Source organism: Shinella sumterensis (genome assembly GCF_004514425.2).
Taxonomy (GTDB): Bacteria; Pseudomonadota; Alphaproteobacteria; order Rhizobiales; family Rhizobiaceae; genus Shinella; species Shinella sumterensis.
This window is the reverse complement of sequence record NZ_MYFN02000004.1, coordinates 287087-312649: the sequence shown is the minus strand read 5'-3', so window position 1 is coordinate 312649 and position 25563 is coordinate 287087. Positions and strand designations below refer to the sequence as shown.

Genomic DNA, 25563 nt, shown 5'->3' with positions numbered 1-25563 from the left:
GGCGCCGCGCCCGTTTCGTTCAGGCGGCGGCCGGGCGCGCCACGGCCTTTTCCTCGATGGGCCAGTGCACGATGGCGGCGAAGATGCCGAGCACCACGCCGAGCCACCAGACCGGATCGTAGGTTCCGAAATGGTCGTAGAGATAGCCGCCCATCCACACGCCGAGGAACGAGCCGACCTGGTGCGACAGGAAGACGATGCCGCCCAGCAGGCCGAGATGCTTGGTGCCGAACATGATGGCGACGAGGCCGTTGGTCGGCGGCACCGTGGAAAGCCACAGCAGGCCCATCACGATGGCGAAGATGATGACCGAGGCCGGCGACTTGGGCAGCAGGATGAAGGCCGAAACGGCGACCGAGCGGGCGATGTAGATATAGGCGAGGAAATAGGGCTTGGAGTAGCGCTGGCCGATGACGCCGGCGGCCAGCGAACCGATGATGTTGAAGAAGCCGATCAGCGCCAGGCCGATCACCGCATAGCGCGCATCGATGCCGATATCCCCGAGATAGGCCGGGAAATGCGCGGTGATGAAGGCGACCTGGTAGCCGCAGACGAAGAAGCCGGAGACGAGCAACAGGTAGGAACGGTGGCCGAGGGCCTCGCGCAGGGCCTCGCCGATCGTCTGCTTGTATTCGCTCGCCGCGGTGATGCCGGACGAGGCGTTGCCGCGCAGCGGAATGGCGATCAGCGGCACGAGCAGCATCAGCATGCCGAGATAGACGAGACTGTCCGACCAGCCATAGGCGCTGATGAGACGCTGCGACAGGGGCGCGAAGAGAAACATGCCCGCGGAGCCCGCCGCCGTACAGATGCCGAAGGCCATGGAGCGCTGCTCGGGCGTGACATTGCGCGCGAAGGCCGACAGCAGGATGCCGAACGAACCGGACCCGACGCCGAGCCCGACCAGCACGCCGCCGCCGATATGCAGCCAGAGCGGCGAGGTGCCGAGCGACATGAGGAACAGGCCGAGCGCATAGACGAGGCCGGAGACCAGCAACACCCGCCAAGTGCCGAACTTGTCGGCGATGGCGCCGAAGAACGGCTGGCTGAGGCCCCAGGCGAGGTTCTGCAAGGCCATGGCGAGGCCGAAGGTCGTGCGATCCCAGCCGGTATCCTGCAGCATCGGCAGCTGGAAGAAGCCCATGGCCGAACGCGGGCCGAAGGTGAGCACGGCGATCAGCGAGCCGGCGACGACGATGCCCCAGGGCATCGGGCGGCTGGCGGAGGGTGTCGCAAGGGTGGTTGGGGCGGACATGGCGGTCTCCAGATCGGGTTGCCGAACCTAGGCTTCGCCATCGATGAACAAAAGCGAATTTAATTGACCGGAAGATCAGCGGCGCTGATGGAATCCGGCCGGCTTTCCCGCCCTGCCAGATCGACTTGACGCGGGGCGATTTTAGGCGCATCTCCACCGCAGGCGTCACAGGACGCCAAACCAAACCGGATAAGACAATGGACCCCGACAGTAGACGATCGAGAGCAGTCGAACGACCTGTCCGGTAGCGGCTTCACGCTTCGCTCCGGGCGGTTCGCCTGCCCTCAAAGGAGTGAAGCATGCTGCAGATTTACGCCCGCAGGGCCGACCGCTTTTGCCTGCGCGAAATTTCCAACCCGGCCATCGAGCAGGCGATCTCGCCCGCCCTCTGGTATGACCTGCTCAGCCCGACGCCCGCGGAAATCAAGGACGTCCAGGAGGCCCTTCACGTTTCCATCCCGACGCGGGAGGAAATGGAGGACATCGAGCTGTCGGCCCGGCTCTATCAGGAGGACGGTGCGTCCTTCATGACCATGACGGCGCTGACAAACCTCGACAGCGACGAACCGGCCAAGACGCCGATCACCTTCATCCTGAGGGGACCGACGCTGATCACGGTGCGCCATGCCGACGCCAAGCCCTTCTCCACCTTCTGCACGCGGGCACTGCGCGGCAACGGCCACAGCTACGAGACGGGCGAGGATGTCATGCTCGGCGTGATCGAAGCGGTGATCGACCGGATGGCGGATGTGCTGGAACGGCTCGGCAACGAGATCGACGGCATTTCGCGCGGCGTGTTCCGCAGCACGAAGGCCTCCTCGCGCAAGAAGACGCGTGACCTGGAGGCGCTGATCGAGCAACTCGGACGCAAGGGCGATTTCCTGAGCGGCGTGCGCGAAAGCCTCGTCAGCATCTCGCGGCTCGTCGCCTATCACGCGGCGCTGGAAAGCCCCTCACGCCGGCCCTCGAAGGAGGTTCGCCAGCTGGTGAAGCTCGTGCAGCGCGACGCCACCTCGCTGGGCGACCATGCGGCCTTCCTGTCCGGCAAGATCAACTTCCTGCTCGACGCGACGCTCGGCCTGATCAATCTCGAGCAGAACCAGATCATCAAGATCTTCACCGTCGCCTCGGTGGTCTTCCTTCCGCCGACGCTGGTCGCGTCGGCCTATGGCATGAACTTCGAACTGATGCCGGAACTGCAATGGCACTTCGGCTATCCCTATGCCGTCGGCCTGATGATCATCTCGGCGCTGATGCCCTACCTCTACTTCAAGCGGCGCGGCTGGGTCTAACCGCGCACCTTCATCGGCCAGCGCTCGGTGCGCGTCTTCGTCACGCGCACCGGATCGCCCAGCCGAATGTTGCCATCGTTGCGCGGGACGGCGTTCCAGCCGAACAGGACGCCGGGGACACGCCGGTCGGCGGACATGCGCTTTTCGGCGAGCCCCTGGATCGGATTTCCGCCGATGCGTTCGCCCGTCGTCTGGTCCTGTGTCGTCATGATGCAGCGGGCACAAGGCTTGACGAGGTCGAAGACGACACCGCCCACCTCGATCGTTTCCCAGAGGTCCTCGGCCCAGGGCTCGTCGCTCGACACGAGGATATTGGTGCGGAAGCGATCCATGCCGACCGGCTCCTGCCCTTTGTCCGTCAGCGTCGCATTGAGGTCGGCGAGCGATGCGGTCGTCGTGACGAGAACCGGAAACCCGTCGGCAAAGCCGACCGGCGCCGCAGTACCCGCCCATGCCTCGCCTTCCGCGCGACGGGCCAGCGCATCCATGTGCACGAGCTTGACGGGGCGGGCGAACCATTCCGAAAGCGCCTCGTTGACCGCGGGATCGGCAACCGCCGCGTTGACGGGCGTATCCCAGATCACGACATCGAGGCGATCCTCCGGCTCGAAGCTCGCGAAGAGCTGGCGGCCGTCCATTTCGAGATGCAGGCTTTCACCGACTGCCGTGGCTTCGACCCGGGCCAGCGCCTGCAATTCGCGCTGGGTGATGAAACGGCCGTCCGGCTCGACGATCATGTAGCGCCGGTCGCCGGCCAGGCCGTCGATGCGGACGGTCGCCGTTTCCAGCGGAATGGCGCGGCCGCTCTTCAGCGGATGGATGTTGAGGCCCTCGACCTGCATGACGGCGATCTTTCCTGACATATCGATTCAAATCCTTGCCGGATCGATTCAATCCGGCATCACAAAAGCATGTTTTTCCTCAGATTTCATCCAGCATCATGTCGCGGATGACGCGCAGGCGCTGCGTCCTTTCCGCCGCCATGCGGCTGCCGGTCGGCGTGCAAAAACCATCGGCGAGCCTGAAGAGCTTCACCTCGAAATGATCGATGGCGAAGGCCTTGTCGTCGAGTGGGCGATTTTCGGCCAGCGGATCCATGGGATCGTAAAGGCCGCTGCCCATGCGCCCGGCAATGTAGAAGCAGCGCGCCGCGCCCACCATGCCGATCGCGTCGAGCCGGTCGGCATCCTGAACGATCTTCGCCTCCAGCGTCTCCGGCGCAATATTGGCGGAGAAGCTGTGCGTGAGAATGGCATGCGCGACGGCGGCGATGTCCGCCTCCTGCCAGCCTTCGTCGGAAAGCAGGCTCGAAGCCTTTTCCGCGGCAAGGCGCGAGGCCTGCGCCCGCAGCGGCGAATTCTTCTCCACGGCCACGCAATCGTGCAGCAGAACGGCGGCGGCAAGCAGCCGCAGGTCGCCGCCCTCCTCGGCCTGGATGCGGCGGGCGTTCTTCCACACACGGATGAGATGGGCGGCGTCGTGCGAGCCGTCATCGGCGGCGAAGGCCTGCGGCAGCAGGCGTTCGGCAAGGTCTCCGAGCGGCGAGAATGCAGCGGCGAGGCAAGCGAAGGACATGGAGCGATCCCGGAATGGTGCCCCTTCCCTAGCCCGTCACGCTTCGGCGTTCAATTCCGCCGCGTCCTCCGTCCCTGACTTTCGCGACAGGATCTTCTGGTAGAACAGGCCGATGCCGATCAGCACCGCGCCGAGCCCGATGAAGGAGAGCGCCCGCAGGATGCCTTCGAGGTTCGACATGTCGACGAGGAAGACCTTCACCACGGAAATCAGCACGAGGCCGGCGGAGGCAAGGCGGATGCTGCGGGAATCGAATTTCGAGCCGATCGCCAGAAGCATGACGCCGAGCAGCAGCCAGACGACGGAATAGGTATAGGTCTCCGGCTGGAGGAAACCCTTCCAGTCGGCGATGCCCTCGCCGTGCCAGTAGCGGCGAACCGAGAGCGTCACCCAGGCAAAGGCGAGCGCCACGGCCGTGAGCGCCAGCATGATGACATAGGGCAGCGGCCGGCGGTGGCGCGCATAAAAGGCAAGCCCGCCATAGGCGAGGCCGGGCAGCAGGTAGCCGACCAGCAGCAGGTCGAGCACCGGCCATTTGCCGAGCAGTTCCCCGGTGAAATAGGGGTTGAGGCCGATGAAATGCGCGCTCAGCACCGACAGGACCGAAAGCACTCCGACCACCATCGAGCCATAGCGGAAGACCGGGCTCGGCGATTTGAGGTCGAGCGACATCATGACCGCCGAGGCGCCGATGATCAGCAGCGTATAGGTCGCCTGCTCGCCGAGCGTCGGCACGGCGCTGTCGAGCACGCCGCCGTTCATGCCGTGGCGCACCAGGATCGCCGCCGTCAGCAGGACGAAGAGGCTGGCGAGCGCCTGCAGGAGATTGCGGATGCGTTCGCCCGGCCAGCGGCGCAGTTCGAAGGTGGAGAGCGCGAGCAGTGCGGCGGGAATGCCGTAACCGGCGAGAAGCTGGTTGAACACCGGCGTCTTCGACAGATTGGCCGCGCCGACGATGGTCGGCTCCCAGGCGATGCGGCCCGCGACGAGCATTGCCGCGGCCGCCATCAGCCAGGGCAGGACCGGCCAGCGGCGCAGGCGCGTGGCAAAGACCGCGATGGTGCCGAGGACGGCGATGCCGAGCGTGGTCGCCAGGCCATCGGTCAGGGCGTGCAGCGCAAGGACGAGGAAGGCGAAGCCGCCGGCGGCGAAGGCCCATTGCGTGACGTCGGCGCCGTCCTGCGCCTCGCTTTCGCGGGAGAACATCTCCGCGGCTGCGAAGAAGACGAGGCCGAGAACGATGGCGAGAAGACCGTGTCTGGGATCGAAGGAGAGATTGCCGAGCGTCAGGAAGCTGACGGCAAGGATCGCAAAGGGCACGGCCGGCGCCAGTATGCTCCAGATCGCGGCGAAGGCGCGCTCGCCCCTGCCCTGCAGGCGCACCGCGACAAGGCCGATCGCGGCATAGGCGACCGCCAGGACGAGCAGCAGATTGACCGGCACCAGACCGAGAACGGAAACAGGCTGCGCGCCATCCAGCGTCGGCGGTTCGATCAGCGTGAACGGATCGATGAGGCCGCCCGGCAGCGCGGTCATCTTCATGACGCCGCCGACGGCAGCGATGGCCGACAGGAGCGCCGGATAGATCGCCCAGCCGCGCAGCGTGCCGAGAACGGCCAGCGCCAGCACGATGGCTGCGAAGGCGTATTCGCCATACGCAATCGTCGGCACCTTGCTGGCCAGCACGAGCGCCGGGAACACCATGGCGAGCGCGCCGGTCAGGGAAACGGCAAGCAGCGGCGGAGCGAACAGGCGGTCGAGCGCGGTCGACGGCGCCGCCGGTGTCGCGGCAGGACGCGGAACGTCTTCCGCCGTTACGCTGCCCGGCCAGAGCAGGCCGTGTCCGAGCGCCAGCAGCAGCATCGTGAGCAGCACGGGAATGACATCGACATAGCTCGCCTGCGTCAGATAGAGCAGCGTCCACATCAGCATGCCGGCATTGGCGAGCGCCGGCACCGCCTGCCAGCGGCGGATGCGCGCGGCGGCGAAGGTGGCGAGCCACGCGATGCCGAGAAAGCCGAACAGGCCCCAGGCGCTCGGATTTTCCGTGGAGACGAGAGCCGGTGTCAGCATGGAGGCGAGCAGGCCGAGGCCCGCGAGCGCCTGCCCGTGCAGCAGCGACAGGCCGATCGTGCCGAAGGAAACGATCGCCAGCAGCACGAAGGCCGTCAGCGGTCCGAAATAGCCGTAGACCGCGTAGGAGACATAGGTGACGGCAAAGAGCGTCAGCGCACCGGCGGCCGTCAGCACGCCGGGGATCATGGCGTTCTGGAAGGCGTTGGCGATGAGCGGCTGGGTGCGGCGGCGCACGAATTCGCCGACGCCAATCAGCAGCAAACCGAAGACGGCGGCGAGCGACAGGCGCACCGCGGGGCTGAGCAGCCCGGCCTCGATGGAGTATTTCACCATGAAGATGCCGCCGAGCGCCAGCGCGACGCCGCCGACCCAGACGGCCCAGCGCGCGCCGATGCGGCTTTCGAAGCTTTCGCGCGGCTTGGCCGGGGTGGCGACAGGCGTGGTGGCCGGAGCCGTGGCCACATCCTGCGCCGTCTCGCTTGCCGCGACGGTTTCCGGCGTTTCTTCGGCCGGCGCGCCGCCGAAGATGGCGCGGCCCTTTTCAAGCTCGTCGGTCGTTCCTGCCCATGGGCCTTCGAACGTTTCCTGGTCGGGCTCGTCCGCGGCATCCGCAGGTGCGGCGACATCGTCGGCCTGCCCCTCGACCGCCGCCACGGGACCTGCCGCCTTCAGTGCCTCCACCTCGCGCCGGAGACGCAGCACCTCTTCGCTGATCTTCTGCGCGCTGGTGCGGGATGCGTTGAGGGTATAGAGCGCCAGACCGAACGCGACGAGGGTAAGGATTTCCAGCATTACAACTCCAGGACGGCCAGGTTCGGGCGGCAGACTACCCGTTTTTCTTCAAACGCCAAACAGGGTTACGTTTCAGGCGCGCGATCTCTTCACAGGATTGGGATCGAGATTTCGGCAGGGGCGACCAGCGCCACGCACAACGGTCACGCGCCGGCTTCCCCGGCACGCATCTCTTCCGCCGTCCCCAGCGCCTTCAGCGCAGCCTGCACGAAGCCGTCGCGGGCGTTGGCGAGGGTCAGGCCGCGGGGCTCGCAGACGTAGCGGTTGAGGAAAAAGGCCGTGAGCCGGAAGCCATCGGAAAGGGCCGCGGCATCGGCGGCGTGGCGGCTTTCATCACCCAGGAACGCCGGCAGCGCCAGCATCCTGTCCGCCCAGGGCCCGCCGGCGGCACGCGATACCGCGCGGCCCGATTTCGGCGAGACGTAGCAGAGGTCCTCGCGCGAGCCGGTGGCGGCGCATTCCAGGAGATCGAGGCCGAAGCCGAGATCGTTGAGGACGGCGAGCTCGAAGCGGATAAGAAGCTCGCCCGCGGCAGAGGGCTCGTGCAGGTGATCGAGGATGACGGTCAGCGCCTCGTAGAGATGGGGATGCGGATCGCGCTCCGGCAGGAAGCGCAGGAGTGCGGCCATGGCCTGCACGCCGTAGACGGCGGTCGCCGTTTCCATCAGCCGGGCCGCGCGCAGTTCCACCGGCTCGATGCGGAATTCGCCGAGATGCTCATCGAGCCGCGCGCGCCAGGTGACATCGACGGAATTTCCCGGCTGGAGCACCGGCTGCATGGTCCGCGAGCGGCCGCCGCGCACCATGCCGAGATGCCGGCCGCGGCCACGCGTCATGACCTCGACGATAACGGACGTTTCGCCATGGCGCCGAACGCCCAGAACGATGGCCTCATCACTCCACTGCATGGCCAAGCCTTACGCCTTCGGCCCCGCGCCTGCAAGGCGGGCGGGTGGTCCGCGTGCGGCGGAACGCCGCGTGGCGCTGGGGCCACACCCAAGCCCTTGCCACAGTTTCGCTTTCTTCTCGCCCTGCCCTCGCCCGCTTTGCCCCCGAAAGACCGCCCGAAGGCTGCAAAGCCTGATTTCACTGACATGACAGGTGCCGTTTTCATGCGTTTGCTTCGCTCCATCGCCCTCTTCGTTCTCGCCTCGACGCTCGCCGGCTGCGCCACGACGGTCATGGAGGTTAAGCAGAAGGGGCCGGATCCGATGCATGTGGCGATGTACGGGCCGCATCCCGACGAGCGCTTCCCGCTGCCGGCGATGGACATCAGCAAGGTCAACCCGAAATACTTCCGCCAGCAGGTGGCCTACCAGACGATGGAGCCGCCCGGCACAATCGTGGTCGATACGCAGGAGCGCTTCCTCTATCTCGTGCAGGGCGACGGCATGGCGATGCGCTACGGCATCGGCGTCGGCAAGGCGGGGCTGGAATTCGAGGGCGCGGCGCGCATCGGCCGCAAGGCGGAATGGCCGCGCTGGACACCCACCCAGAACATGATCGCGCGCGAACCCGAGCGCAACCTGAAATGGGCGGGCGGCATGGAGCCGGGCCTCACCAATCCGCTCGGGCCCCGCGCGCTCTATCTCTACAAGGACGGCAAGGACACGCTCTTCCGCATCCACGGCACATCCGAGCCGTGGTCGATCGGCAAGGCGGTCTCCAGCGGCTGCATCCGGCTGTTCAACCAGGACATCATCGACCTCTATGGCCGTGTTCCCACGGGCAGCCGCGTCGTGGTGCTGCAACACCATACGCCGGTCGAAGAGCCCGGCCCGATGGCCGCCTCCGACGGCCTGGTGCCGCCGGCCGCGATCTGAGCCTCACCAGGCTCGGGCTCGCGCACCATATGCACGATGCTGGCGGGGTTCATGATCCAGCGCGCATTATGGCCCCTTACGTGAAATCCTGCTGCTCTGCGGTGACCACCCCCTTCATTTCGCTGGGATAGTAGCCTTCGCGCAGATTGATGCCGTACTCGACATAGGCCTTCATGCAGGCGAGCATCTGCGACCAGCCTTCGCAATTCATGTAGGACGACTTCTGGCCGCGCTCGTTCTCGCGCCAGCCGGTCTCGGCGATGGTCACCATGGTGCCGCCGTCGTCGAGCGGCTTGAAGCGCATCTCGACGCGAGTCTTGTAGGGCGCCTCCCCCTCATCGACCATCGCATCCCAGCGAAAGACGATGAGGGCGTTTTCCTCCACCTTGTCGACGATGACGGGCGCCATGCCCCACCAGGTGACGGTCGTACCCTCGACCAGCGGCGCGCTCGCGCCGCCGACCGTCGTGAAGTAGCCGCTCAGCTTTTTCGGATTGACCACCGCGTCGAAAACCTCGGCAACCGGCTTGCCGATCCGCCCGTTCACGCGAAATTCCAGCGTCATGCCGTCCTCCTTGGGGCGTACCCGCCCTCCCTGTCTTGTACCCGGTCAAAATAGGTTATAAAAATATAACATGTCAACCGAATCGATAGAGGACGCCGTTTTCAAGGCGCTTGCCAACGGCAAGCGGCGGCAGATGCTGGACGCGATCAAGGCCGCACCGCTGACGACGCGCGCGCTGTGCGAGAAATTTCCGGACATGGACCGCTGCACGGTGATGCAGCACCTGAAGGTGCTGGAAGAGGCGGACCTGGTCATTCCGCGCAGAGAGGGCCGCGAGCGCTGGAACCACCTCAACGCCCTGCCGATCCAGGCCATCCATGACCGCTGGATCAGCCGGTATGCCGGCCATGCCATGAACGTGCTGTCGGCGCTGAAAGACGAACTGAAGGGCTGAGGCGCCGCCTTTCGACGGCGCCTCGCAAAATCAGACCCCGACCGCGACGCGGCCGATCTCGGCGATGATGGCGTTGCGGTCGTCGCCGGAGATGCCGGGCATCTCCACGAAGGCGGTCACCACGATCGCGCCGCGATCCGGCGACCAGGCGATGGCGACATCGTTGGCGTTGCCGGCCTTGTCGCCGTTCGTTCCGGTCTTGTCGCCGGTCATCCAGTTCGCCGGGAAGCCGGCGCGCAGCCGCGTATCGCCCGTCTTGTTCATCACCAGCCAGGCGGCAAGCTGTGCCTTGGCCTGCGGCGAAAGCACGTCGCCGAGAACGAGCCTGTGCAGGGTGTCTGTCATGGCCGCCGGCGTCGTGGTGTCGCGCTCGTCGGCCGGGCTGTCGTGATAGTTCAACGTCGGCTCCGTGCGGTCGAGGCGCGTCACCGTGTCGCCGAACCCGCGCAGGAAGGCTGTGACGGCTTCCGGGCCGCCCGACACGGCAAGCAGCAGGTTCGCGGCGGCGTTGTCGCTGAGCGTGATCGTCGCCTCGCACAGCGCGGCAACCGAGATGCCCGCGTCGCCGACATGCTTTTCCACCACCGGCGACCAGTCGACGAGGTCCGACGTCTTGACGACGATGCGCCGGTCGAGCGTTTCCTCCCCGCGGTCGACGCGCGCGAGGATATGCCCCGCCAGCAGCGCCTTGAAGGTGCTGCACATCAGGAACCGCTCGTCGGCGCGATGGCCGAGCCGGGCGCCCGTTGCGAGATTATGTATGGCAACGCCGATGCGGCCCTTGTGGCGGGCCTCCAGTTCGGCGAGCCGCTTGCCGAGCGCGCCGTCGCCGGCGGCCTCGGCGGAGCGCGTCATTGCCGCAACAGCGGGAATCGCAAGGAGAGCGCCGGCCATCGCCTGCCGGCGTGAAATCGTCATCGTCATCGTCCATTTGTCCTGTCTGCCGGGCACCGAACGCTGCGCGCCCGGCCCGTTTGAGCCCGCCCATGCCGCGACTATGCGCAAGGGGCGAGGCCAAAACAAATGACGATTTCTGCCGGCAGCCATTAGGAAAGCTAGGGCTTATTTCTTCTTCATCGCCTCGGCGAGTGCGGCGCCGAAGGCCCCCTGCGCCGGGGCCTGCTGCTTGGGCGCGGCCTGGCTGAACTTCGGCTTCATCTGGGTGTTGCGGTCGTTGCGCGGGGCGTTGTCGCGCGGCGCAGCGGCCGCCCCGTCCTTGCGCATGGTGAGGCCGATGCGCTTGCGCGGCACGTCCACTTCCGTCACCCGCACCTTCACGACGTCGCCGGCCTTCACCACCTCGTGCGGATCCTTGACGAAGCGGTCGGCGAGTTGGGAGACGTGCACGAGGCCGTCCTGGTGCACGCCGATATCGACAAAGGCGCCGAAGGCGGCGACGTTCGTCACGGTGCCCTCCAGCAGCATGCCGGGCTTGAGGTCCTTGATGTCGTCGATGCCGTCGGCGAAGGTCGCGGTCTTGAATTCCGGACGCGGATCGCGGCCGGGCTTTTCCAGCTCGGCGAGGATGTCCTTGACGGTGGGCAGGCCGAAGCGCTCATCGACGAACAGCTTCGGATCGAGCTGCTTCAAAGCCGCGCTGTCGCCCATCAGCGCCCGCAGGTCGCGGCCGCAGGCGGCGACGATCTTCTTGGCCACGCCATAGGCTTCGGGATGGACCGACGAGGCATCGAGCGGCTCCTTGCCGTTCGGGATGCGCAGGAAGCCGGCGCACTGCTCGAAGGTGCGGGCACCAAGACGCGCGACCTTCATCAGCTCCTTGCGGCTTTCGAAGGGGCCGTTGGCATCGCGATGCGCCACGATGGCTTCGGCGGAAGACTTGCCGAGGCCCGAAACACGCGCGAGAAGCGGCGCAGACGCCGTGTTGAGGTCGACACCGACGGCGTTCACGGCATCCTCGACCACGGCATCGAGCGAGCGGGACAGCTTGCCCTGGTCGACATCGTGCTGGTACTGGCCGACGCCGATCGACTTCGGCTCGATCTTGACGAGTTCGGCGAGCGGGTCCTGCAGGCGGCGCGCGATGGAGACGGCGCCGCGCAGCGACACGTCGAGGTTCGGGAACTCCGCGGCGGCCGTTTCCGACGCGGAATAGACCGAGGCACCGGCCTCCGAGACGATGACCTTGGTGGGCTTGGGCGCCGGAAGCTGGGCGAGCAGGTCGGCGACGAGCTTTTCCGTCTCGCGGCTGCCCGTGCCGTTGCCGATCGAGATCAGCTCCACCTTGTGCTTTCGGATGAGCGCGGCCAGTTCGGCCTGTGTACCGCGCACATCGTTTTTCGGCGGAAAGGGATAGACCGTCGTCGTCTCGACCACCTTGCCGGTGTTGTCGACCACGGCGACCTTGACGCCGGTGCGGATGCCCGGATCGAGGCCCATCGTGGCGCGCGTGCCGGCGGGCGCCGCAAGCAGCAGATCCCTGAGATTGCGGGCGAAGACGCGGATCGCTTCTTCCTCCGAACGCTCGCGCATCTCGCGCATCAGGTCGAGCGACAGCGACATGGACAGCTTGACGCGCCACGTCCAGCCGATGACGTCGGCCAGCCACTTGTCGCCGGGCCTGGAGCCGACGGCATAGAAGGAGGCGATGATGCGCTCGACCGGCTTGACCGGCTCGGTGCTGTCCTGGTCCACGACGATATCGACCGACAGGAACTCCTCGTTCCAGCCGCGCAGCATGGCGAGCGCGCGATGGCCGGGCACGGTCGCCCAGCGTTCGGTGTGGTCGAAATAGTCGGAGAATTTCGCGCCGGCCTCCTGCTTGCCCTCGACCACGCGGGAGCGCAGGAAGGCGTTGTCCTTCATATAGTTGCGCAGGCGCTTGAGAAGGTCGGCATTTTCCGTGAGCTGCTCGGCGACGATGTCGCGCGCGCCTTCCAGCGCCGTCTTCACATCGGGCACGTCGGCGGAGACGAATTTTGCCGCGAGCTCCGCCGGTATCAGCGCGCGGTCGGCGAGGATCTGCTCGGCGAGCGGGCCAAGGCCGCGTTCGCGGGCGATTTCCGCCTTGGTGCGGCGCTTCGGCTTGTAGGGAAGATAGATATCCTCAAGCTCGGCCTTGGTGGTGACGGCGGCGATGCGGGCGGACAGCTCGTCTGTCAGCTTGCCCTGCCCTGCGATGGAATCGAGGATGGAGGCGCGGCGGGCTTCCAGTTCGCGCAGGTAGGCGAGCCGTTCGGCGAGCGTGCGCAGCTGGGTATCATCGAGCCCGCCGGTTACTTCCTTGCGGTAACGGGCAATGAAGGGAACCGTCGCGCCCTCGTCGATCAGTTCGACGGCCGCGGTCACCTGCGCGGCCGTCGCCTTGATCTCCGTGGCGATCAGGTTCGCGATCTTGAGCGGGGTCGGGGCCATGACGAACTCCTGTGGGATGACGGCGGGCGGCGACCATAGTTTGCCGAGGGCGCAAGGCCAACCGCAAGGGGGCCGGCGGGCGGGCCGTCCACAATATATCGCGACGCTTCGGCAAGCACGGAAAAGTGAGGCGACCACGCTTTCCGACCTTGGGGTTGTAACGCTTCATAAAGCCTTCCGCCGGTATCGTGCGCTGTGGAACGGCAACAGGGCCATCGTCATGCGCAGCGCATTTTTCGCAACAGTCTCAATAGCGGCCCTCGCCGTTGCAGGGCCTGCACATGCGACGACGCTCAGCCTGCTGATCTGGGAAGCCTATATCGACGAACAGATACTCGCCGACTTCACCGCCGAAACCGGCGCCGAGGTTCGCCAGACGCTGTATGACAGCGGCGACGTGCGCGACGAGATCCTTGCCGACCCCAACAGCAATATCGACGTGGTGGTGACCAACGAGAACGGCGCGAAGCTCTACGGCAAGCGCGGCATCCTGACGGCACTCGACACCGGCAACGTGCCGGCGCTGAAGGACTACGAGGAGAGCTGGACCAAGCGCTGCGGCGGCTACGGCGTTCCCTATCTGTGGGGGACGATGGGCATCCTCTACCGATCCGACAAGATCACGACGCCGCCGACCTCCTGGGCCGACATCATGAAGCCCGCGGAAAGCCTGCGCGGCCATATCGCGATGTACGACGATCATGCCGAAGCCTTCGTCGCGCCGCTCGTGCTGCTCGGGAAATCGGTGAACGCCAACGACAACGAGACGCTCAAGGCCGCCTACGACATGATGAAGGAGCAGGCCCCCTATGTGCTGACCTACGACTACGCCATCACCTCGGTGCAGAGCCCGGACAAGGGCCCGAACATCTGGATGGCGCTCGGCTATAGCGGCGACCAGTTCACCCTCAACGGCAAGGTGGGCAAACCGCATCTGTGGCGCTATGCCGTGCCGGAGGAAGGCACGCTGTCCTGGCTCGACTGCATCTCGGTCAGCGAGCGTTCGAAGGAAAAGGCGCTGGCGCTGAAACTGGTCGATTACATCGGCAACGCGCAAAACAGTGCGCGCAATGCCATAAAGCTCAACATGCCCACGGCAAACAAGGCGGCGATGGCGCTGCTGCCGGAAGACATGCAATCCAATCCCGAAATCTATGCGGCCCCGGAAATCCTGGCTAAGAGCCAGCTTCAGGAGGAACTGACCGTTCAATCGGTACAGGCCCGCCGTCGCATCCTCAGCAGTCTGGCTCAATTCAGTGACGCTCGGTAAACGCGCCCTCGCCCTCATCTTTCCCGTCGTTCTCGCCGGCTATGTGCTTGCGGCCTCCCTCATCTACTATGTGCAGAGCTCGTCCATCGCCGGGCTGGAGCGTGCGCGGCTGTGGCAGCAGATCGGCATGCTGACCGCCGTCTTCCAGAACGACGTGATGCAGAACCGCAGCTTCATCTACTCGCTCGTCGAAGGCGGTGCGGTGCGCCTGTTCGTCAACGAGCCGAATGCCGATTACCGCCGCATGGCGCTCGGTGTGCGGCTGCAGCAGAGCATCACCTCGCTCTCCGAGGATCGCAAGCGCTTCATTTCGGCCGCCATCATCCGCCCGCCGCTGACGGTGGACTACTATTTCGAGGACAGCGACGATCCCTTCGCCGAGATCACGCCGCAGCAGCTCGAGCATATCCGCCGGACCATCGACAGCCCGCGGCTCTCCTCGTGGACCTATCTCGACACGCCGGGCATCGAACCGCTCATCGTGCATTCCGAATTCATCGACCCCGTGACCTTCAATCGCCCGGTCGCCAGCGCCAAGGCCGAATCGATCCTGGTGCAGACGGCGGTGCGGCCGAAGGCGTTTCTCGAATTGAAGCGGGCGCTCGAGAAGGAATATGGCGCGACGGTCGAGATCGCCCGGCATCAGTTCCTTGCGCAGGGCGGGCTTTCGGCGACCGCCACGCTCGGCCCGTCGCTCTTCGCACGCCTGACGCCGGAGCCGGGCTTCCTCGAAGAGCGGCTTTCGACGCTCAGGACGCTGCTGGCGCTCGGCGCCATCGCGCTCAGCCTGTGCACCATCGTTCTCGTGCTGGTGCTCGTGCGCCGCTACATCACCAACCCGATCGCCCGCCTCGACCGCCAGCTGACCGAAGTCATGACCGGCAACCGCAGCGCCCTGCCCGACATGGACGAGATCGGCGAAATCGGCCGCCTCTCCGTCAACGTCAAGCGCCTGCACGACCAGTCCATGCACTCCTTCGACCTCGTGCAGAACGCCTCCTGGACGGATACGCTGACCGGCATCTCCAACCGCGAATATTTCAACATCCGCTCGACGCAATTGCTCGAAGAGGCGGCGGAAGCCGGCATCGGCTGCACGCTTTTGTTCATCGACGTCGACAACTTCAAATTCGTCAACGACAAGCATGGCCACAAGATCGGCGACGAGCTGCTCAAGACGCTCGCCGACCGCATCTCGGACATCGTCGCGCGCATCGTCGACGAGCGGCAGCTGCCGGCGGGGCTGTTCGCCCGCCTCTCGGGCGACGAATTCGCCATCATGCTGCGTTGCCAGCCCGGCGCCGGCACGATCACCGAATTGTCCGGCGATATCCTGGCACTGTTCGCCGAAGGTTTCGAAGTGCTGGACAAGGCCTATCCGGTCACCGCCAGCATCGGCATCGCCGTCTATCCCGAGGACGCGCGCACGCTGCCCGAACTCATCGCCAATGCGGACGCGGCCATGTACCAGGCCAAGTCGCAGGGCAAGAACGGCTCGGCACGCTATTCCCGCTCCCTGCACGAAAAGCGCAACCGCCGCCGCCGCATCGAGGAGGAGCTGCGCATCCTCAATGCCGACGAGCAGTTCCATCTCGTCTACATGCCCATCGTCAATGGCCAGGGCAAGGTCACGGGCTGCGAGGCGCTGCTGCGCTGGACCTCGCCGGTGCTTGGCAACGTCACGCCGGACGAGTTCATTCCCATCGCGGAAACGACAGGCCTTTTCAGCAAGATCGACTGGTGGGTGATCAACCGCGCGATGGCCGATTACGGCCATGTCAGGAAGCTCTTCGGCGCGGAGACGATCCTGTGCATCAACATCTCGTCCGCCGAACTCTACACCAAGTCGATCAGCGATCATTTCTGCGATTGCGCCGACAGGCATGGTGTCGATGCGCGGCTGATCGAGATCGAACTGACGGAGACCTTCGCGGTCAAGCTGGGCGAGCAGTCGCGCCGCAACATCGAGATCCTGCGCGCCAAGGGCTTCCGCATCTCGATCGACGATTTCGGCGCGGGCTATACGTCCGTCCAGCAGATCATCGAATATCCGGCCGAGACCATCAAGCTCGACCGGGAGCTGGTGGAGAGCCTGACCCGGTCGGCAGCGCTCCCCACCTTGCGCGCTCTGATCGCACTCTGCCACGCGCAGGACATGTCGGTCATTGCCGAAGGGGTCGATACGCCGGAGAAGATGTCGCTGCTCGCCGCGGCGGGCTGCGACCTCTACCAGGGCTACCTCATCAGCCGTCCGCTGCCGCTCGACGACCTCGGTGTGTGGGCCATGCAGCGCCTCCTGGACACCGCGCGCGAGACGATGCGGTCGGCGGAACGCCGCGCCCAGGGCTGAGACGGACGAGCCGACGGATCAGGATGTCGGGAAGTCGAGGCCCATTTCGCGAAAGCGGGCCGGATCGTCACCCCAGTTCTCGCGCACCTTCACGAAGAGGAAGAGGTGCACGGGCTGCTCCAGGATTTCCGAGAGCTCCTTGCGGGACGCCGTGGAGATGGCCTTGATGGCATCGCCGTTCTTGCCGAGCGCGATCTTCTTCTGGCTGTCGCGCTCGACATAGATGACCTGCTCGATACGCACCGAGCCGTCCTTGCGCTCTTCCCACTTTTCCGTCTCGACATGGGAGGAATAGGGAAGCTCCTGGTGGAGACGCAGGAACAGCTTCTCGCGCGTGATCTCTGCGGCGAGCTGGCGCATGGGCAGATCGGAAATCTGGTCTTCCGGATAGTACCACGGCCCCTCCGGCAGCGCGGCCGCAAGATAGTCCATCACATCCTCGCAGCCCGAGCCGTTGAGCGCGGAGATCATAAAGGTGCGCTCGAACTTCACGACCTCGTTCACCGCGGCCGTCAGCTTCAGCAGGTCTTCCGGCTTGACGCGATCGACCTTGTTCAGCACGAGGATCTTCGGCTGGTGGACTTCCTTCAGGCCTTCCAGGATCGTCTCGGCGTCGCCCTTCAGGCCGCGCTCGCTGTCGATCAGGAACATGATGAAGTCGGCATCCTTGGCGCCGCCCCAGGCGGTCGTCACCATGGCGCGGTCGAGCCGGCGGCGCGGCTTGAAGATGCCGGGCGTGTCCATGAAGACGATCTGCGCGTTGTTGTGGATCGCGATGCCGCGCACGATGGCGCGCGTCGTCTGCACCTTGTGGCTGACGATCGACACCTTGGCGCCGACGAGCCGGTTCACCAGCGTCGACTTGCCGGCATTGGTGGCGCCGATCAGGGCGACGAAGCCCGAACGGGTCGCGCCCTCGGCTGCGGCGCCGGTCTCGGCGGGGGTGTTGGTTTCTTCCGTCATGATATCCGTCAATCCGGGTCCTTCCGGCGGAAGGCCCCACGTTCCTGTTTCCATGCAATTTCAAAAGGTGGAAATGCGGTCAGGCGCCGGCCTTGGGCCAGACGCCTTCGCGTTCCAGTATCTTCGTCGCGGCCGCCTGCTCGGCGGCCCGTTTCGAGCGATCGATGCCGGTTTCCGGCGCCACGCCCTTGACCTCGACCGTCACGGTGAAGCGGGGATCATGATCCGGTCCGGAGCGCTCGTCCACCCGGTAATTCGGTGTGAGGCCGAACCGCGCGTGCGCCCATTCCTGCAATTCCGTCTTGGCGTCGCGCCGCGCGCCCTCGGCCCGCGCCGCCCTGCCCTCCCAGTTGGCGAGGATGAAGCCGCGCGCGGCCTCCAGCCCGCCATCGAGATAGATGGCTGCGATCAGCGATTCCACCACATCGGCCCTGACGTTCAGCATGGCCTTGCCGGTGAGCTTCTTGACGTCGGCGCCGGTGCGGATGAAGCGGTGGAGACCGAGATCATCCGAAACAGCCGCACAGCTTTCCGCGCTGACGAGCTGGTTGAGGCGAACGGAGAGCTCCCCCTCCTTGGCATCGCGGAAGGTGCGAAACAGCATCTCGGCCACGCACAGGCCGAGAACGCGGTCGCCGAGAAACTCCAGCCGCTCGTAGTTGCTGCCCTTGCCGGGCCGCGCACTTGCATGGGTGATCGCCCGGTCGAGGCGATCCTTGTCGGTGAAGACGTAGCCGATCAGCTCCTCGAGGGCCTTGCGGTTGACGTCGTTCAACGGAATGGCGCCCTTCATTCAACGACCTTGAAGAGGCGGTCCCAACGCAGGTTCGCCGGCCATTTCCAGATTTCGCTGAAGGACGTGTCGTGGCCCAGCGAGAAGAAGATCAGGCTGGCGCGGCCGATGAGGTTCTCGGCGGGCACGAAACCGACGTCGAAACGGCTGTCGGCGGAGTTGTCGCGGTTGTCGCCCATCATGAAATAATGGCCTTCGGGCACGATGAACTCGCGCGTGTTGTCGCCGACGGTGCCCGGACGGGTGTCCAGCGTGTCGTAGGAGACGCCCGTGTCGAGCGTCTCGCGGAACATCGGGATGTTCTCGCCGGTATCGTACTGGTCATCGGCGCGGAAGAAGCCGTCCTGCTGGCGCTCGACGGGCTTGTCGTTGATGTAGAGAATGCTGTCGCGCACCTGCACGCGGTCGCCCGGCAGGCCGACGAGACGCTTGATATAGTCGATGTCGGGGTTCGGCGGGAAGCGGAACACGACGATGTCGCCGCGCTTGGGCTCGCTCGCGAAGATGCGGCCCGAGAACAGGTTCGGCGAGAAGGGCAGCGAATATTTCGAATAGCCGTAGGAGAACTTGTTGACGAACAGGTAGTCGCCGACCAGCAGCGTCGGCATCATCGAGCCGGACGGAATGGTGAAGGGCTGGAAAAGCACGGTGCGGATCACGACGGCGAGCAGCAGCGCCTGGATGATGACCTTGACGTTTTCCCACAGGCCGCCTTCGGCCTTCTCAGTCTTCTCTGCCACGCCCGACTTGTCCTTATTTGCTAACATGAGGCCCTCTATAGAGGAAAGGTTGCCCGTTGGAAATCACATCGGTCAAAAAGACGCGGAACCTCACAAGGCCGGCGTCCCGGCGGGCAGCGCCTCGATGATCACGAAAGCCTGCGCCAGCGGAAAGTCGTCGGTGATGGTGAGGTGGATCCGCGCCTCGTGACCGGCCGGCAGCATCCGCTTCAACCTTTCGAGCGCGCCGCCGGTGAGATGCATGGTCGGCTTGCCTCCGGGCAGATTTATGACGCCCATGTCCTTCCAGAAGACACCCTGCGCCAGACCCGTGCCGAGCGCCTTGGAACAGGCCTCCTTGGCGGCGAAGCGCTTGGCATAGGAGGCCGCGCGGTTCTTGCGCCCGTCGGACTTGGCCTGCTCGATCTGCGTAAAGCAGCGCTCGGTGAAGCGTGCGCCAAAACGCTCCAGCGACTTCTCCACCCGACGGATGTCGATGAGGTCGCTGCCGATGCCGATGATCATGGGGACAGGTCTCCGGATGAGAGGGCTGTGGGCGCAAGCCCTGCGCGCAGCGCCAGTCGCGCGCGGCGGCGGGCCTTGAAGGACTGGACGGCAAGGCGCGTCACGCCATAGGCGATGACGGCCGCGAGCAGCCCGAGAACACCGGCGCCGGCCAGCATGGGTTTCAGCACCGGCTGCCAAAGCTCGGAAAACTGAAGATGCTCCAGCCTGTGCAGCAGGTCATGCGTGGTGATGGCCTCCGCAGCCTGGATGCCGAGCAGCGTTTCGCCGGCCCGGAAGGTGGCAAGCGCGATCAGCGGAATGGTCAGGGGATTGGCGACGGTGGTGGCAAGGGCAGCCGCAAGCAGATTGCCGGCCATGAGATAGGACAGAACCAGCGCCAGGATGACGTGAAACCCGAGCAGCGGCGTGAAGGCGGAGAAGACACCGGCCGCGACACCTGCGGCGACCGCGTGCGGGGACGCCGACAGGCGGATGATGCGCTTCGCGAGATAGCGCGCCGGCCGCGTCAGGCCCTTGCGCGGCCAGAGAAATTCGCGCAAGCGTTCGGCCCGCGAGGCCTTTTTTCGGCGTCTGAACAACATTGCTCAGACATAGCCGATCCGTTGGTGGCATTTCAATGGCGCCCTCATGGCGCCACGGCATGGGCCGCCGCGGCGCACGGGGTGCGCCGCATGGCTGCAGACCTTAGTAGGACTTGCGGAAAAGGCCGCGGTCGATCTGACGCTGGCGGTATTCCAGGTCGATCCGGTCGATGGCGCCGTTGAGATAAGCACTTTCGCGCTCTTCGGTCGACGGAACGCGCAGGGCGCGGGCGATGTTTCTGAACTGCTTCAGCATGGTAAACCTCTTTCGGTTGACCTCCCGAGACAGAAGATAAGGCGAACACCCCTTCGGCACCAGCGCGACTATACCAACGCAGCCATGCGAACGGCGCATATCGACTGGTCAAAACTTGGGCAATCATGCCTTATTCAAGGCAAAATGCTGAAAATTGCGTTATAGCCCCTACTCAAACACACGGCTGATGGTCGAAACGCACTGCAACTCCTTCAGCTGACCCATCAGCTGGTTGAGCTGCCGCAGGTCCCAGACCTCGAGGTCGATATGCACCTCGGTGAAATCGGCCGCCACGCGTGCCATCGACATCGAACGGATATTGATGTCGCTGGTGGCGATGACCTGCGTGACCTCGGCCAGCGTGCCCGGCTCGTTCAGCGCGTTGATCATGATGCGCGCCATGAAGCGGGTGTTGTTGGCCTCGTCGAGATCCCAGCGCACGTCGATCCAGCGCTCCGGCTCGTCGTCGAACTTCTGCAGGGCCGGCGACTGGATCGGATAGATGGTGATGCCCTTGTCCTTCTCCATGATGCCGACGATGCGGTCGCCGGGAACGGCGCCGCCGGCGGAGAAATGCACCTCGGCATTGCCCGACAGACCGCGGATCGGCAGGGCCTCGGGGCCCGTTTCGCCTTCGCCGTCTTCCAGCGCCGCCTTCGTCTTGCCGGGCAGCTTGAAGACCATGCCCGCGGCGCTGCGCATGTTGAACCAGCCCTCGTCCGTGCTGGGCTTCACGGTGACGCGCTCGTCCTGATAATCCGGGAAGACGGCGCGCAGCACGTCGAGCGAGGAGAGTTCGCCGCGACCCACCGAGGCGATGGCGTCTTCCACGTCCTTCTGGCCGAGCCGGTGCAGCACGGGCTTCAGGCCGTCGCGTGAAAAGGTCTTGCCGGCGCGATCGAAGGTGCGCTCCAGGATGCGGTAGCCAAGGCCGGAATATTGCTTGCGAATGGCGGCGCGCGTGGCGCGGCGGATGGCCGCGCGCGCCTTACCGGTCACGACGATCTCCTCCCAGGCGGGCGGCGGGACCTGGATGCCGGAGCGGATGATCTCCACCTCGTCGCCGTTATTGAGGCGGGTGACGAGCGGCATGATGCGGCCGTTGATCTTGGCGCCGACGCAGGTATCGCCGATATTGGTGTGCACCGCATAGGCGAAATCGATGGGTGTCGCGCCGCGCGGCAGCGTGATCAGCTGGCCCTTCGGCGTGAACGTGAACACCTGGTCCTGGAACAGTTCCAGCTTGGTGTGCTCAAGGAACTCCTCCGGGTTGTCGCCTTCGGCAAGCGCCTCGATGGTCCGGCGCAGCAGGGCATAGGCATTGGAGCGCGGCGAGCGCGCGGCCTCCTCGTTGACCGGCTCCTTGTCCTTGTAGAGCGAGTGCGCCGCGATACCGTATTCGGCGATCTCGTGCATGCGCTTGGTGCGGATCTGCAGCTCGATGCGCTGGCGCGACGGCCCGACGATCGTGGTGTGAATCGACTGGTAGTCGTTCTGCTTGGGCGTCGAGATATAGTCCTTGAAGCGGCCCGGCACGACGCGCCAGCGCGTGTGCACGATGCCGAGCGCCGCGTAGCAGGCGGGAATGTCACCGACGAGGATGCGGAAGGCATAGACGTCGGACAGTTGCTCGAAGGAGAGCGACTTCGACTGCATCTTGCGGAAGACCGAATAGGGCTTCTTCTGGCGGCCCTTGACGAGGGCATCCGGCAGGCCGTTGACGACGAGCAGTTCGCGCAGTTCCTCCTCGATCTTGCGGATCAGCCCCTCGTTGCGCTGCGACAGCTCCTCCAGCTTGCGCGAGACGGTCTCGTAGGCTTCCGGATTGATATGCCGGAAGGACAGGTCTTCCAGTTCCTCGCGCATATCCTGCATACCCATGCGACCGGCGAGCGGCGCATAGATGTCCATCGTCTCCTCGGAAATGCGGGCGCGCTTTTCCGGCGACATGTGCTCGAGCGTGCGCATGTTGTGCAGGCGGTCGGCGAGCTTGACGAGCAGCACGCGCACATCGTCTGAGATGGCGAGCAGGAGCTTGCGCAGGTTTTCCGCCTGCTTGGCCTTCTTGGAAACGAGGTCGAGCTTCTTGATCTTGGTCAGGCCCTCGACGAGGGCGCCGATATCCTCGCCGAACAGTTCGTCGATTTCCGCGCGCGTCGCGCTGGTGTCCTCGATCGTATCGTGCAGGAGGGCGACGGCGATGGTCGATTCGTCGAGCCGCATATCCGTGAGGATGGCGGCGACTTCGAGAGGATGCGAGATGTAGGGATCGCCGCTCGCACGCTTCTGCTGGCCGTGCTTCTGCATGGCGTAGACATAGGCCTTGTTGAGCAGCGCCTCGTTGGCATCGGGCTTGTATTTCTGAACCCGCTCCACGAGTTCATATTGACGCATCATTCTCGGTGGGCTCCCTCCCCGGCTCGTTCAGGCGGGGCAAACAAAAAGTGCGCCCCAAGCTTAGAAGGGGCGCACCGGTATTCACAATAATAAAGGTTTCGGAATGGCTACCGAAATCAGTAATCGTCGCTTTTTTCCGGCGGAACCAGGCCTTCGATGCCGGCGAGCAGCTCTTCTTCCGACATGCGGTCGAAGGCGATCGTCTCGGGCTGGTCGTCGTCCTCGTCGGCGGTCGCCGTCGTGGCATCGTCGGCCAGCAGGCTTGCCGGATCGGGCTCGGGCTCGTCGACTTCCACATGCTTCTGCAGCGAGTGGATCAGGTCTTCCTTGAGATCGTCGGGCGACAGGGTCTCGTCGGCGATCTCGCGCAGCGCCACGACGGGGTTCTTGTCGTTGTCGCGATCGATGGTGATGGCCGCACCCTGCGAGATGAGGCGGGCGCGATGGCTTGCCAGGAGAACCAGCTCGAAGCGGTTGTCTACCTTGTCAATGCAATCTTCAACGGTGACACGGGCCATTGCCTGTCCTTTGTGATCGAGAATTTCAGGAGTTTGCATGCCCGATACAGGCAAAGGACGGCAAATTCAAGTTTTTCCTTGCCGGCATCCCCTTTCGCGGCCCCCTTGACCGCCGCTTGTAATTCCCGGTTGAGGTTCCAGACCTCGGAAAAATTGGGGCACGGCACAATGAACGGCCAGGATAACGGCCGGTAAATACTTCCCAATTTGCCTATTGTGAAATGCACGGGCTCCGTGCTTCTCGAAAAAATGCCCCGCAACCCGTGTTTGGTTGGAAATGTCACCAAGCTGCCCTAAATGACAAATACATGAAATATGCATAATGCCACCGGAAAACGCAGCCATGCACGCCGGGCCGGCGTGGCTTACGCATCTTCCGGGCTCTATTTAAGGGAATTTTTGAAATGTTCGACCCGCGCGAGAAAATCGCACTCTTCATCGACGGCGCCAATCTCTATGCCGCTTCCAGAACACTCGGGTTCGACATCGATTATCGGAAACTACTGAAAGCATTCCAGAAACGCGGCTATCTCCTGCGCGCCTATTACTACACGGCACTGATCGAGGACCAGGAATATTCCTCCATCCGCCCGCTGATAGACTGGCTCGACTACAACGGCTACAAGGTCGTTACCAAGCCGGCCAAGGAATTCACCGACTCGCTCGGCCGCCGCAAGATCAAGGGCAACATGGACATCGAACTGGCCATCGACGCGATGGAGCAGTCCGAAACGGTCGACCACCTCGTCATCTTCTCCGGCGATGGCGATTTCACGACGCTGGTCGAAGCGCTCCAGCGCCGCGGCCGCAAGGTCTCCGTCGTCTCCACCATGCAGACCCAGCCGCCGATGATCGCCGACGACCTGCGCCGGCAGGCGGATTACTTCATCGATCTGGGCACGCTGAAGGCCGAAATCGGCCGCGATCCCTCCGAACGTCCCGCCCGCCCGGCGGAAGTGACCGACACGGCCGCCGACTGATCGCTCGTTCATGCAAATAGACTGAAAGTGACCGGTTTGCGACGCGTGCCGATGCTGCAAGCGGGCCTTTCAACGGTTCGTTAAACATCGAGGAGAATAGCGCGGAACTCCATTAGCATTCCGCAACGTTCTGCTGCTATCAAAATGCGGTCAACACGTCCCGCATTGGAATATCCCGTCATGGTCGACGCAGTATCGCTTTCTGGCAACAGCTACCGGGCGGCAACCCAGGCGCTGGCGCTGCGTCCGGCCGCACCGGCCGGCGAGACCCGTCCCATCGCTCCGGCACCCGCCGTCGCACAGCCGTCCGAGACCGTGGATGACACCGGCTTTCTCTACGCGGCGAACGGCCTTCCGGGCGTTTCGGCGGCATCGGCCGATACGGTCGAGCGCAGTGCGAGCGCCGACACCGCGCGTCACACGCCCGCCCCGCTTGCCATCCAGAGCGCAGACCTCAACGCCTTGATGTCGTCTTTCCTTACGGCGCGCACCGCCGACGATGGCGAGACGTCGCCGCGTACCGTCAACCAGTCGATGATCGCGCGGCTCTACAGCCAGTTCTGACGCGGGAAGCTAAAGGTCGTCAGCCGCGATCGCGCAGCAGGCGGCCCTTCTGGCGGTTCCAGTCGCGTTCCTTCTCGCTCTCGCGCTTGTCGTGCAGCTTCTTGCCCTTGGCAAGCGCCAGCTCGAGCTTCGCGCGGCCGCTGTCGTTGAAATAGACCTTCAGCGGCACAAGCGTCATGCCCTCGCGGTTGATCGCGGAGCGCAGGCGATGGATTTCCCGCTTCGAAAGCAGGAGCTTGCGGCGACGGCGGGTCTCGTGGTTGAAGCGGTTCGCCTGCAGGTATTCCGGCAGGTAGGAATTGATCAGCCAGATCTCGCCACCCTCGTCCGACGCGTAGGACTCGGCGATATTCGCCTTGCCCTCGCGCAGGGATTTGACCTCCGTGCCGGTCAGCACGAGGCCGGCCTCGTAGGTATCCACGATCTCGTAGTTGTAGCGGGCCTTGCGGTTCTCCGCGACAATCTTCTTGATCGTTGTCGGACGTGCCTTGGTTGCCATG

At 64.8% G+C, this 25563-nt stretch carries 24 protein-coding genes; 7 read left to right on the top strand and 17 right to left on the bottom strand.

Features of this window, described 5'->3' with window-relative positions:
* Positions 1–19: 19 nt before the first annotated feature.
* Positions 20–1255 (bottom strand): MFS transporter, encoded by a 1236-nt coding sequence (locus B5M41_RS10635; protein ID WP_134649791.1) that lies wholly within the window; start codon positions 1253–1255, stop codon positions 20–22.
* Positions 1256–1554: 299 nt separating this feature from the next.
* Between B5M41_RS10635 and B5M41_RS10630 the strand changes: the two genes are divergently transcribed.
* Entirely contained in the window at positions 1555–2547 is a 993-nt protein-coding gene (locus B5M41_RS10630) for a magnesium transporter CorA family protein (RefSeq protein ID WP_134649790.1), read from the top strand.
* Here the strand turns inward: B5M41_RS10630 and B5M41_RS10625 are convergent.
* The 4 genes from B5M41_RS10625 to recO form a co-directional block, all read right to left on the bottom strand.
* Positions 2544–3389 (bottom strand): MOSC domain-containing protein, encoded by an 846-nt coding sequence (locus B5M41_RS10625; RefSeq protein ID WP_134649929.1) that lies wholly within the window; start codon positions 3387–3389, stop codon positions 2544–2546. The two genes, B5M41_RS10630 and B5M41_RS10625, sit on opposite strands and share 4 nt — an antisense overlap.
* A 79-nt stretch (positions 3390–3468) precedes the next feature.
* Entirely contained in the window at positions 3469–4122 is a 654-nt protein-coding gene (locus tag B5M41_RS10620) for an HD domain-containing protein (RefSeq protein WP_134649789.1), read from the bottom strand.
* Positions 4123–4158: 36 nt separating this feature from the next.
* Positions 4159–6990, bottom strand: coding sequence for a DUF2339 domain-containing protein (locus tag B5M41_RS10615; RefSeq protein WP_134649788.1), 2832 nt, complete (start codon positions 6988–6990; stop codon positions 4159–4161).
* 143 nt (positions 6991–7133) lie between these two features.
* Positions 7134–7898 carry a DNA repair protein RecO gene (recO, locus tag B5M41_RS10610; RefSeq protein ID WP_134649787.1) on the bottom strand — a complete coding sequence of 255 codons (765 nt, stop codon included), beginning with the start codon at positions 7896–7898 and terminating at the stop codon, positions 7134–7136.
* Between the two features lie 204 nt (positions 7899–8102).
* Between recO and B5M41_RS10605 the strand changes: the two genes are divergently transcribed.
* On the top strand, positions 8103–8813 hold the full coding sequence (locus B5M41_RS10605) for a L,D-transpeptidase (RefSeq protein WP_134649786.1): 711 nt from the start codon (positions 8103–8105) through the stop codon (positions 8811–8813).
* A gap of 76 nt (positions 8814–8889) precedes the next feature.
* Here B5M41_RS10605 and B5M41_RS10600 read toward each other — a convergent pair whose 3' ends face one another.
* Positions 8890–9378, bottom strand: coding sequence for an SRPBCC domain-containing protein (locus tag B5M41_RS10600; RefSeq protein WP_134649785.1), 489 nt, complete (start codon positions 9376–9378; stop codon positions 8890–8892).
* Positions 9379–9448: 70 nt separating this feature from the next.
* Between B5M41_RS10600 and B5M41_RS10595 the strand changes: the two genes are divergently transcribed.
* The gene (locus B5M41_RS10595; protein ID WP_134649784.1) at positions 9449–9772 is read left to right on the top strand and encodes an ArsR/SmtB family transcription factor; all 324 of its coding nucleotides are present in this window, start codon (positions 9449–9451) and stop codon (positions 9770–9772) included.
* A 30-nt stretch (positions 9773–9802) separates the two neighbouring features.
* Here the strand turns inward: B5M41_RS10595 and bla are convergent, their stop codons facing one another.
* Both bla and B5M41_RS10585 read right to left on the bottom strand, forming a co-directional pair.
* On the bottom strand, positions 9803–10696 hold the full coding sequence (gene bla, locus B5M41_RS10590) for a BKC/GPC family carbapenem-hydrolyzing class A beta-lactamase (protein ID WP_134649783.1): 894 nt from the start codon (positions 10694–10696) through the stop codon (positions 9803–9805).
* A gap of 138 nt (positions 10697–10834) precedes the next feature.
* Positions 10835–13144: a Tex family protein gene (locus B5M41_RS10585; RefSeq protein ID WP_134649782.1), complete on the bottom strand. Its 2310-nt coding sequence runs from the start codon at positions 13142–13144 to the stop codon at positions 10835–10837.
* A gap of 220 nt (positions 13145–13364) precedes the next feature.
* On the opposite strand from B5M41_RS10585, the gene B5M41_RS10580 reads away from it, so the two are divergent.
* Both B5M41_RS10580 and B5M41_RS27025 read left to right on the top strand, forming a co-directional pair.
* On the top strand, positions 13365–14414 hold the full coding sequence (locus B5M41_RS10580; RefSeq protein WP_134649781.1) for a polyamine ABC transporter substrate-binding protein: 1050 nt from the start codon (positions 13365–13367) through the stop codon (positions 14412–14414).
* Positions 14401–16764, top strand: a complete 2364-nt coding sequence (locus B5M41_RS27025) for a putative bifunctional diguanylate cyclase/phosphodiesterase (RefSeq protein ID WP_134649780.1) — start codon at positions 14401–14403, stop codon at positions 16762–16764. Before B5M41_RS10580 ends, B5M41_RS27025 begins: the two co-directional genes overlap by 14 nt.
* An 18-nt stretch (positions 16765–16782) precedes the next feature.
* Here B5M41_RS27025 and era read toward each other — a convergent pair whose 3' ends face one another.
* From era to rpoZ, 8 genes are all read right to left on the bottom strand, one after another.
* Positions 16783–17727, bottom strand: coding sequence for a GTPase Era (gene era / locus B5M41_RS10570; protein WP_134649779.1), 945 nt, complete (start codon positions 17725–17727; stop codon positions 16783–16785).
* A gap of 79 nt (positions 17728–17806) precedes the next feature.
* Positions 17807–18520, bottom strand: coding sequence for a ribonuclease III (gene rnc, locus B5M41_RS10565; RefSeq protein WP_134649778.1), 714 nt, complete (start codon positions 18518–18520; stop codon positions 17807–17809).
* Positions 18517–19287, bottom strand: a complete 771-nt coding sequence (gene lepB, locus B5M41_RS10560; protein WP_160872679.1) for a signal peptidase I — start codon at positions 19285–19287, stop codon at positions 18517–18519. Before lepB ends, rnc begins: the two co-directional genes overlap by 4 nt.
* Before the next feature lie 63 nt (positions 19288–19350).
* Positions 19351–19764 (bottom strand): holo-ACP synthase, encoded by a 414-nt coding sequence (acpS, locus tag B5M41_RS10555; RefSeq protein ID WP_134649777.1) that lies wholly within the window; start codon positions 19762–19764, stop codon positions 19351–19353.
* On the bottom strand, positions 19761–20348 hold the full coding sequence (locus B5M41_RS10550; protein WP_134649776.1) for a DUF2062 domain-containing protein: 588 nt from the start codon (positions 20346–20348) through the stop codon (positions 19761–19763). The genes acpS and B5M41_RS10550 overlap by 4 nt, the downstream gene beginning before the upstream one ends.
* 103 nt (positions 20349–20451) lie before the next feature.
* Positions 20452–20604 (bottom strand): DUF3563 family protein, encoded by a 153-nt coding sequence (locus B5M41_RS10545; protein WP_134649775.1) that lies wholly within the window; start codon positions 20602–20604, stop codon positions 20452–20454.
* Positions 20605–20772: 168 nt separating this feature from the next.
* A complete protein-coding gene (locus tag B5M41_RS10540; RefSeq protein ID WP_134649774.1) occupies positions 20773–23001 on the bottom strand; it encodes a RelA/SpoT family protein in 2229 nt (742 codons plus the stop codon).
* Positions 23002–23117: 116 nt separating this feature from the next.
* Positions 23118–23519, bottom strand: a complete 402-nt coding sequence (gene rpoZ / locus B5M41_RS10535; protein WP_134649773.1) for a DNA-directed RNA polymerase subunit omega — start codon at positions 23517–23519, stop codon at positions 23118–23120.
* 404 nt (positions 23520–23923) lie between these two features.
* Here rpoZ and B5M41_RS10530 point away from each other — a divergent pair, with 404 nt between their 5' ends.
* A complete protein-coding gene (locus B5M41_RS10530; RefSeq protein WP_134649772.1) occupies positions 23924–24499 on the top strand; it encodes a LabA-like NYN domain-containing protein in 576 nt (191 codons plus the stop codon).
* A 180-nt stretch (positions 24500–24679) separates the two neighbouring features.
* Entirely contained in the window at positions 24680–25063 is a 384-nt protein-coding gene (locus tag B5M41_RS10525; RefSeq protein WP_134649771.1) for a hypothetical protein, read from the top strand.
* Between the two features lie 19 nt (positions 25064–25082).
* Here the strand turns inward: B5M41_RS10525 and smpB are convergent, their stop codons facing one another.
* Positions 25083–25562 (bottom strand): SsrA-binding protein SmpB, encoded by a 480-nt coding sequence (gene smpB, locus B5M41_RS10520; RefSeq protein WP_134649770.1) that lies wholly within the window; start codon positions 25560–25562, stop codon positions 25083–25085.
* Position 25563 lies beyond the last annotated feature (1 nt).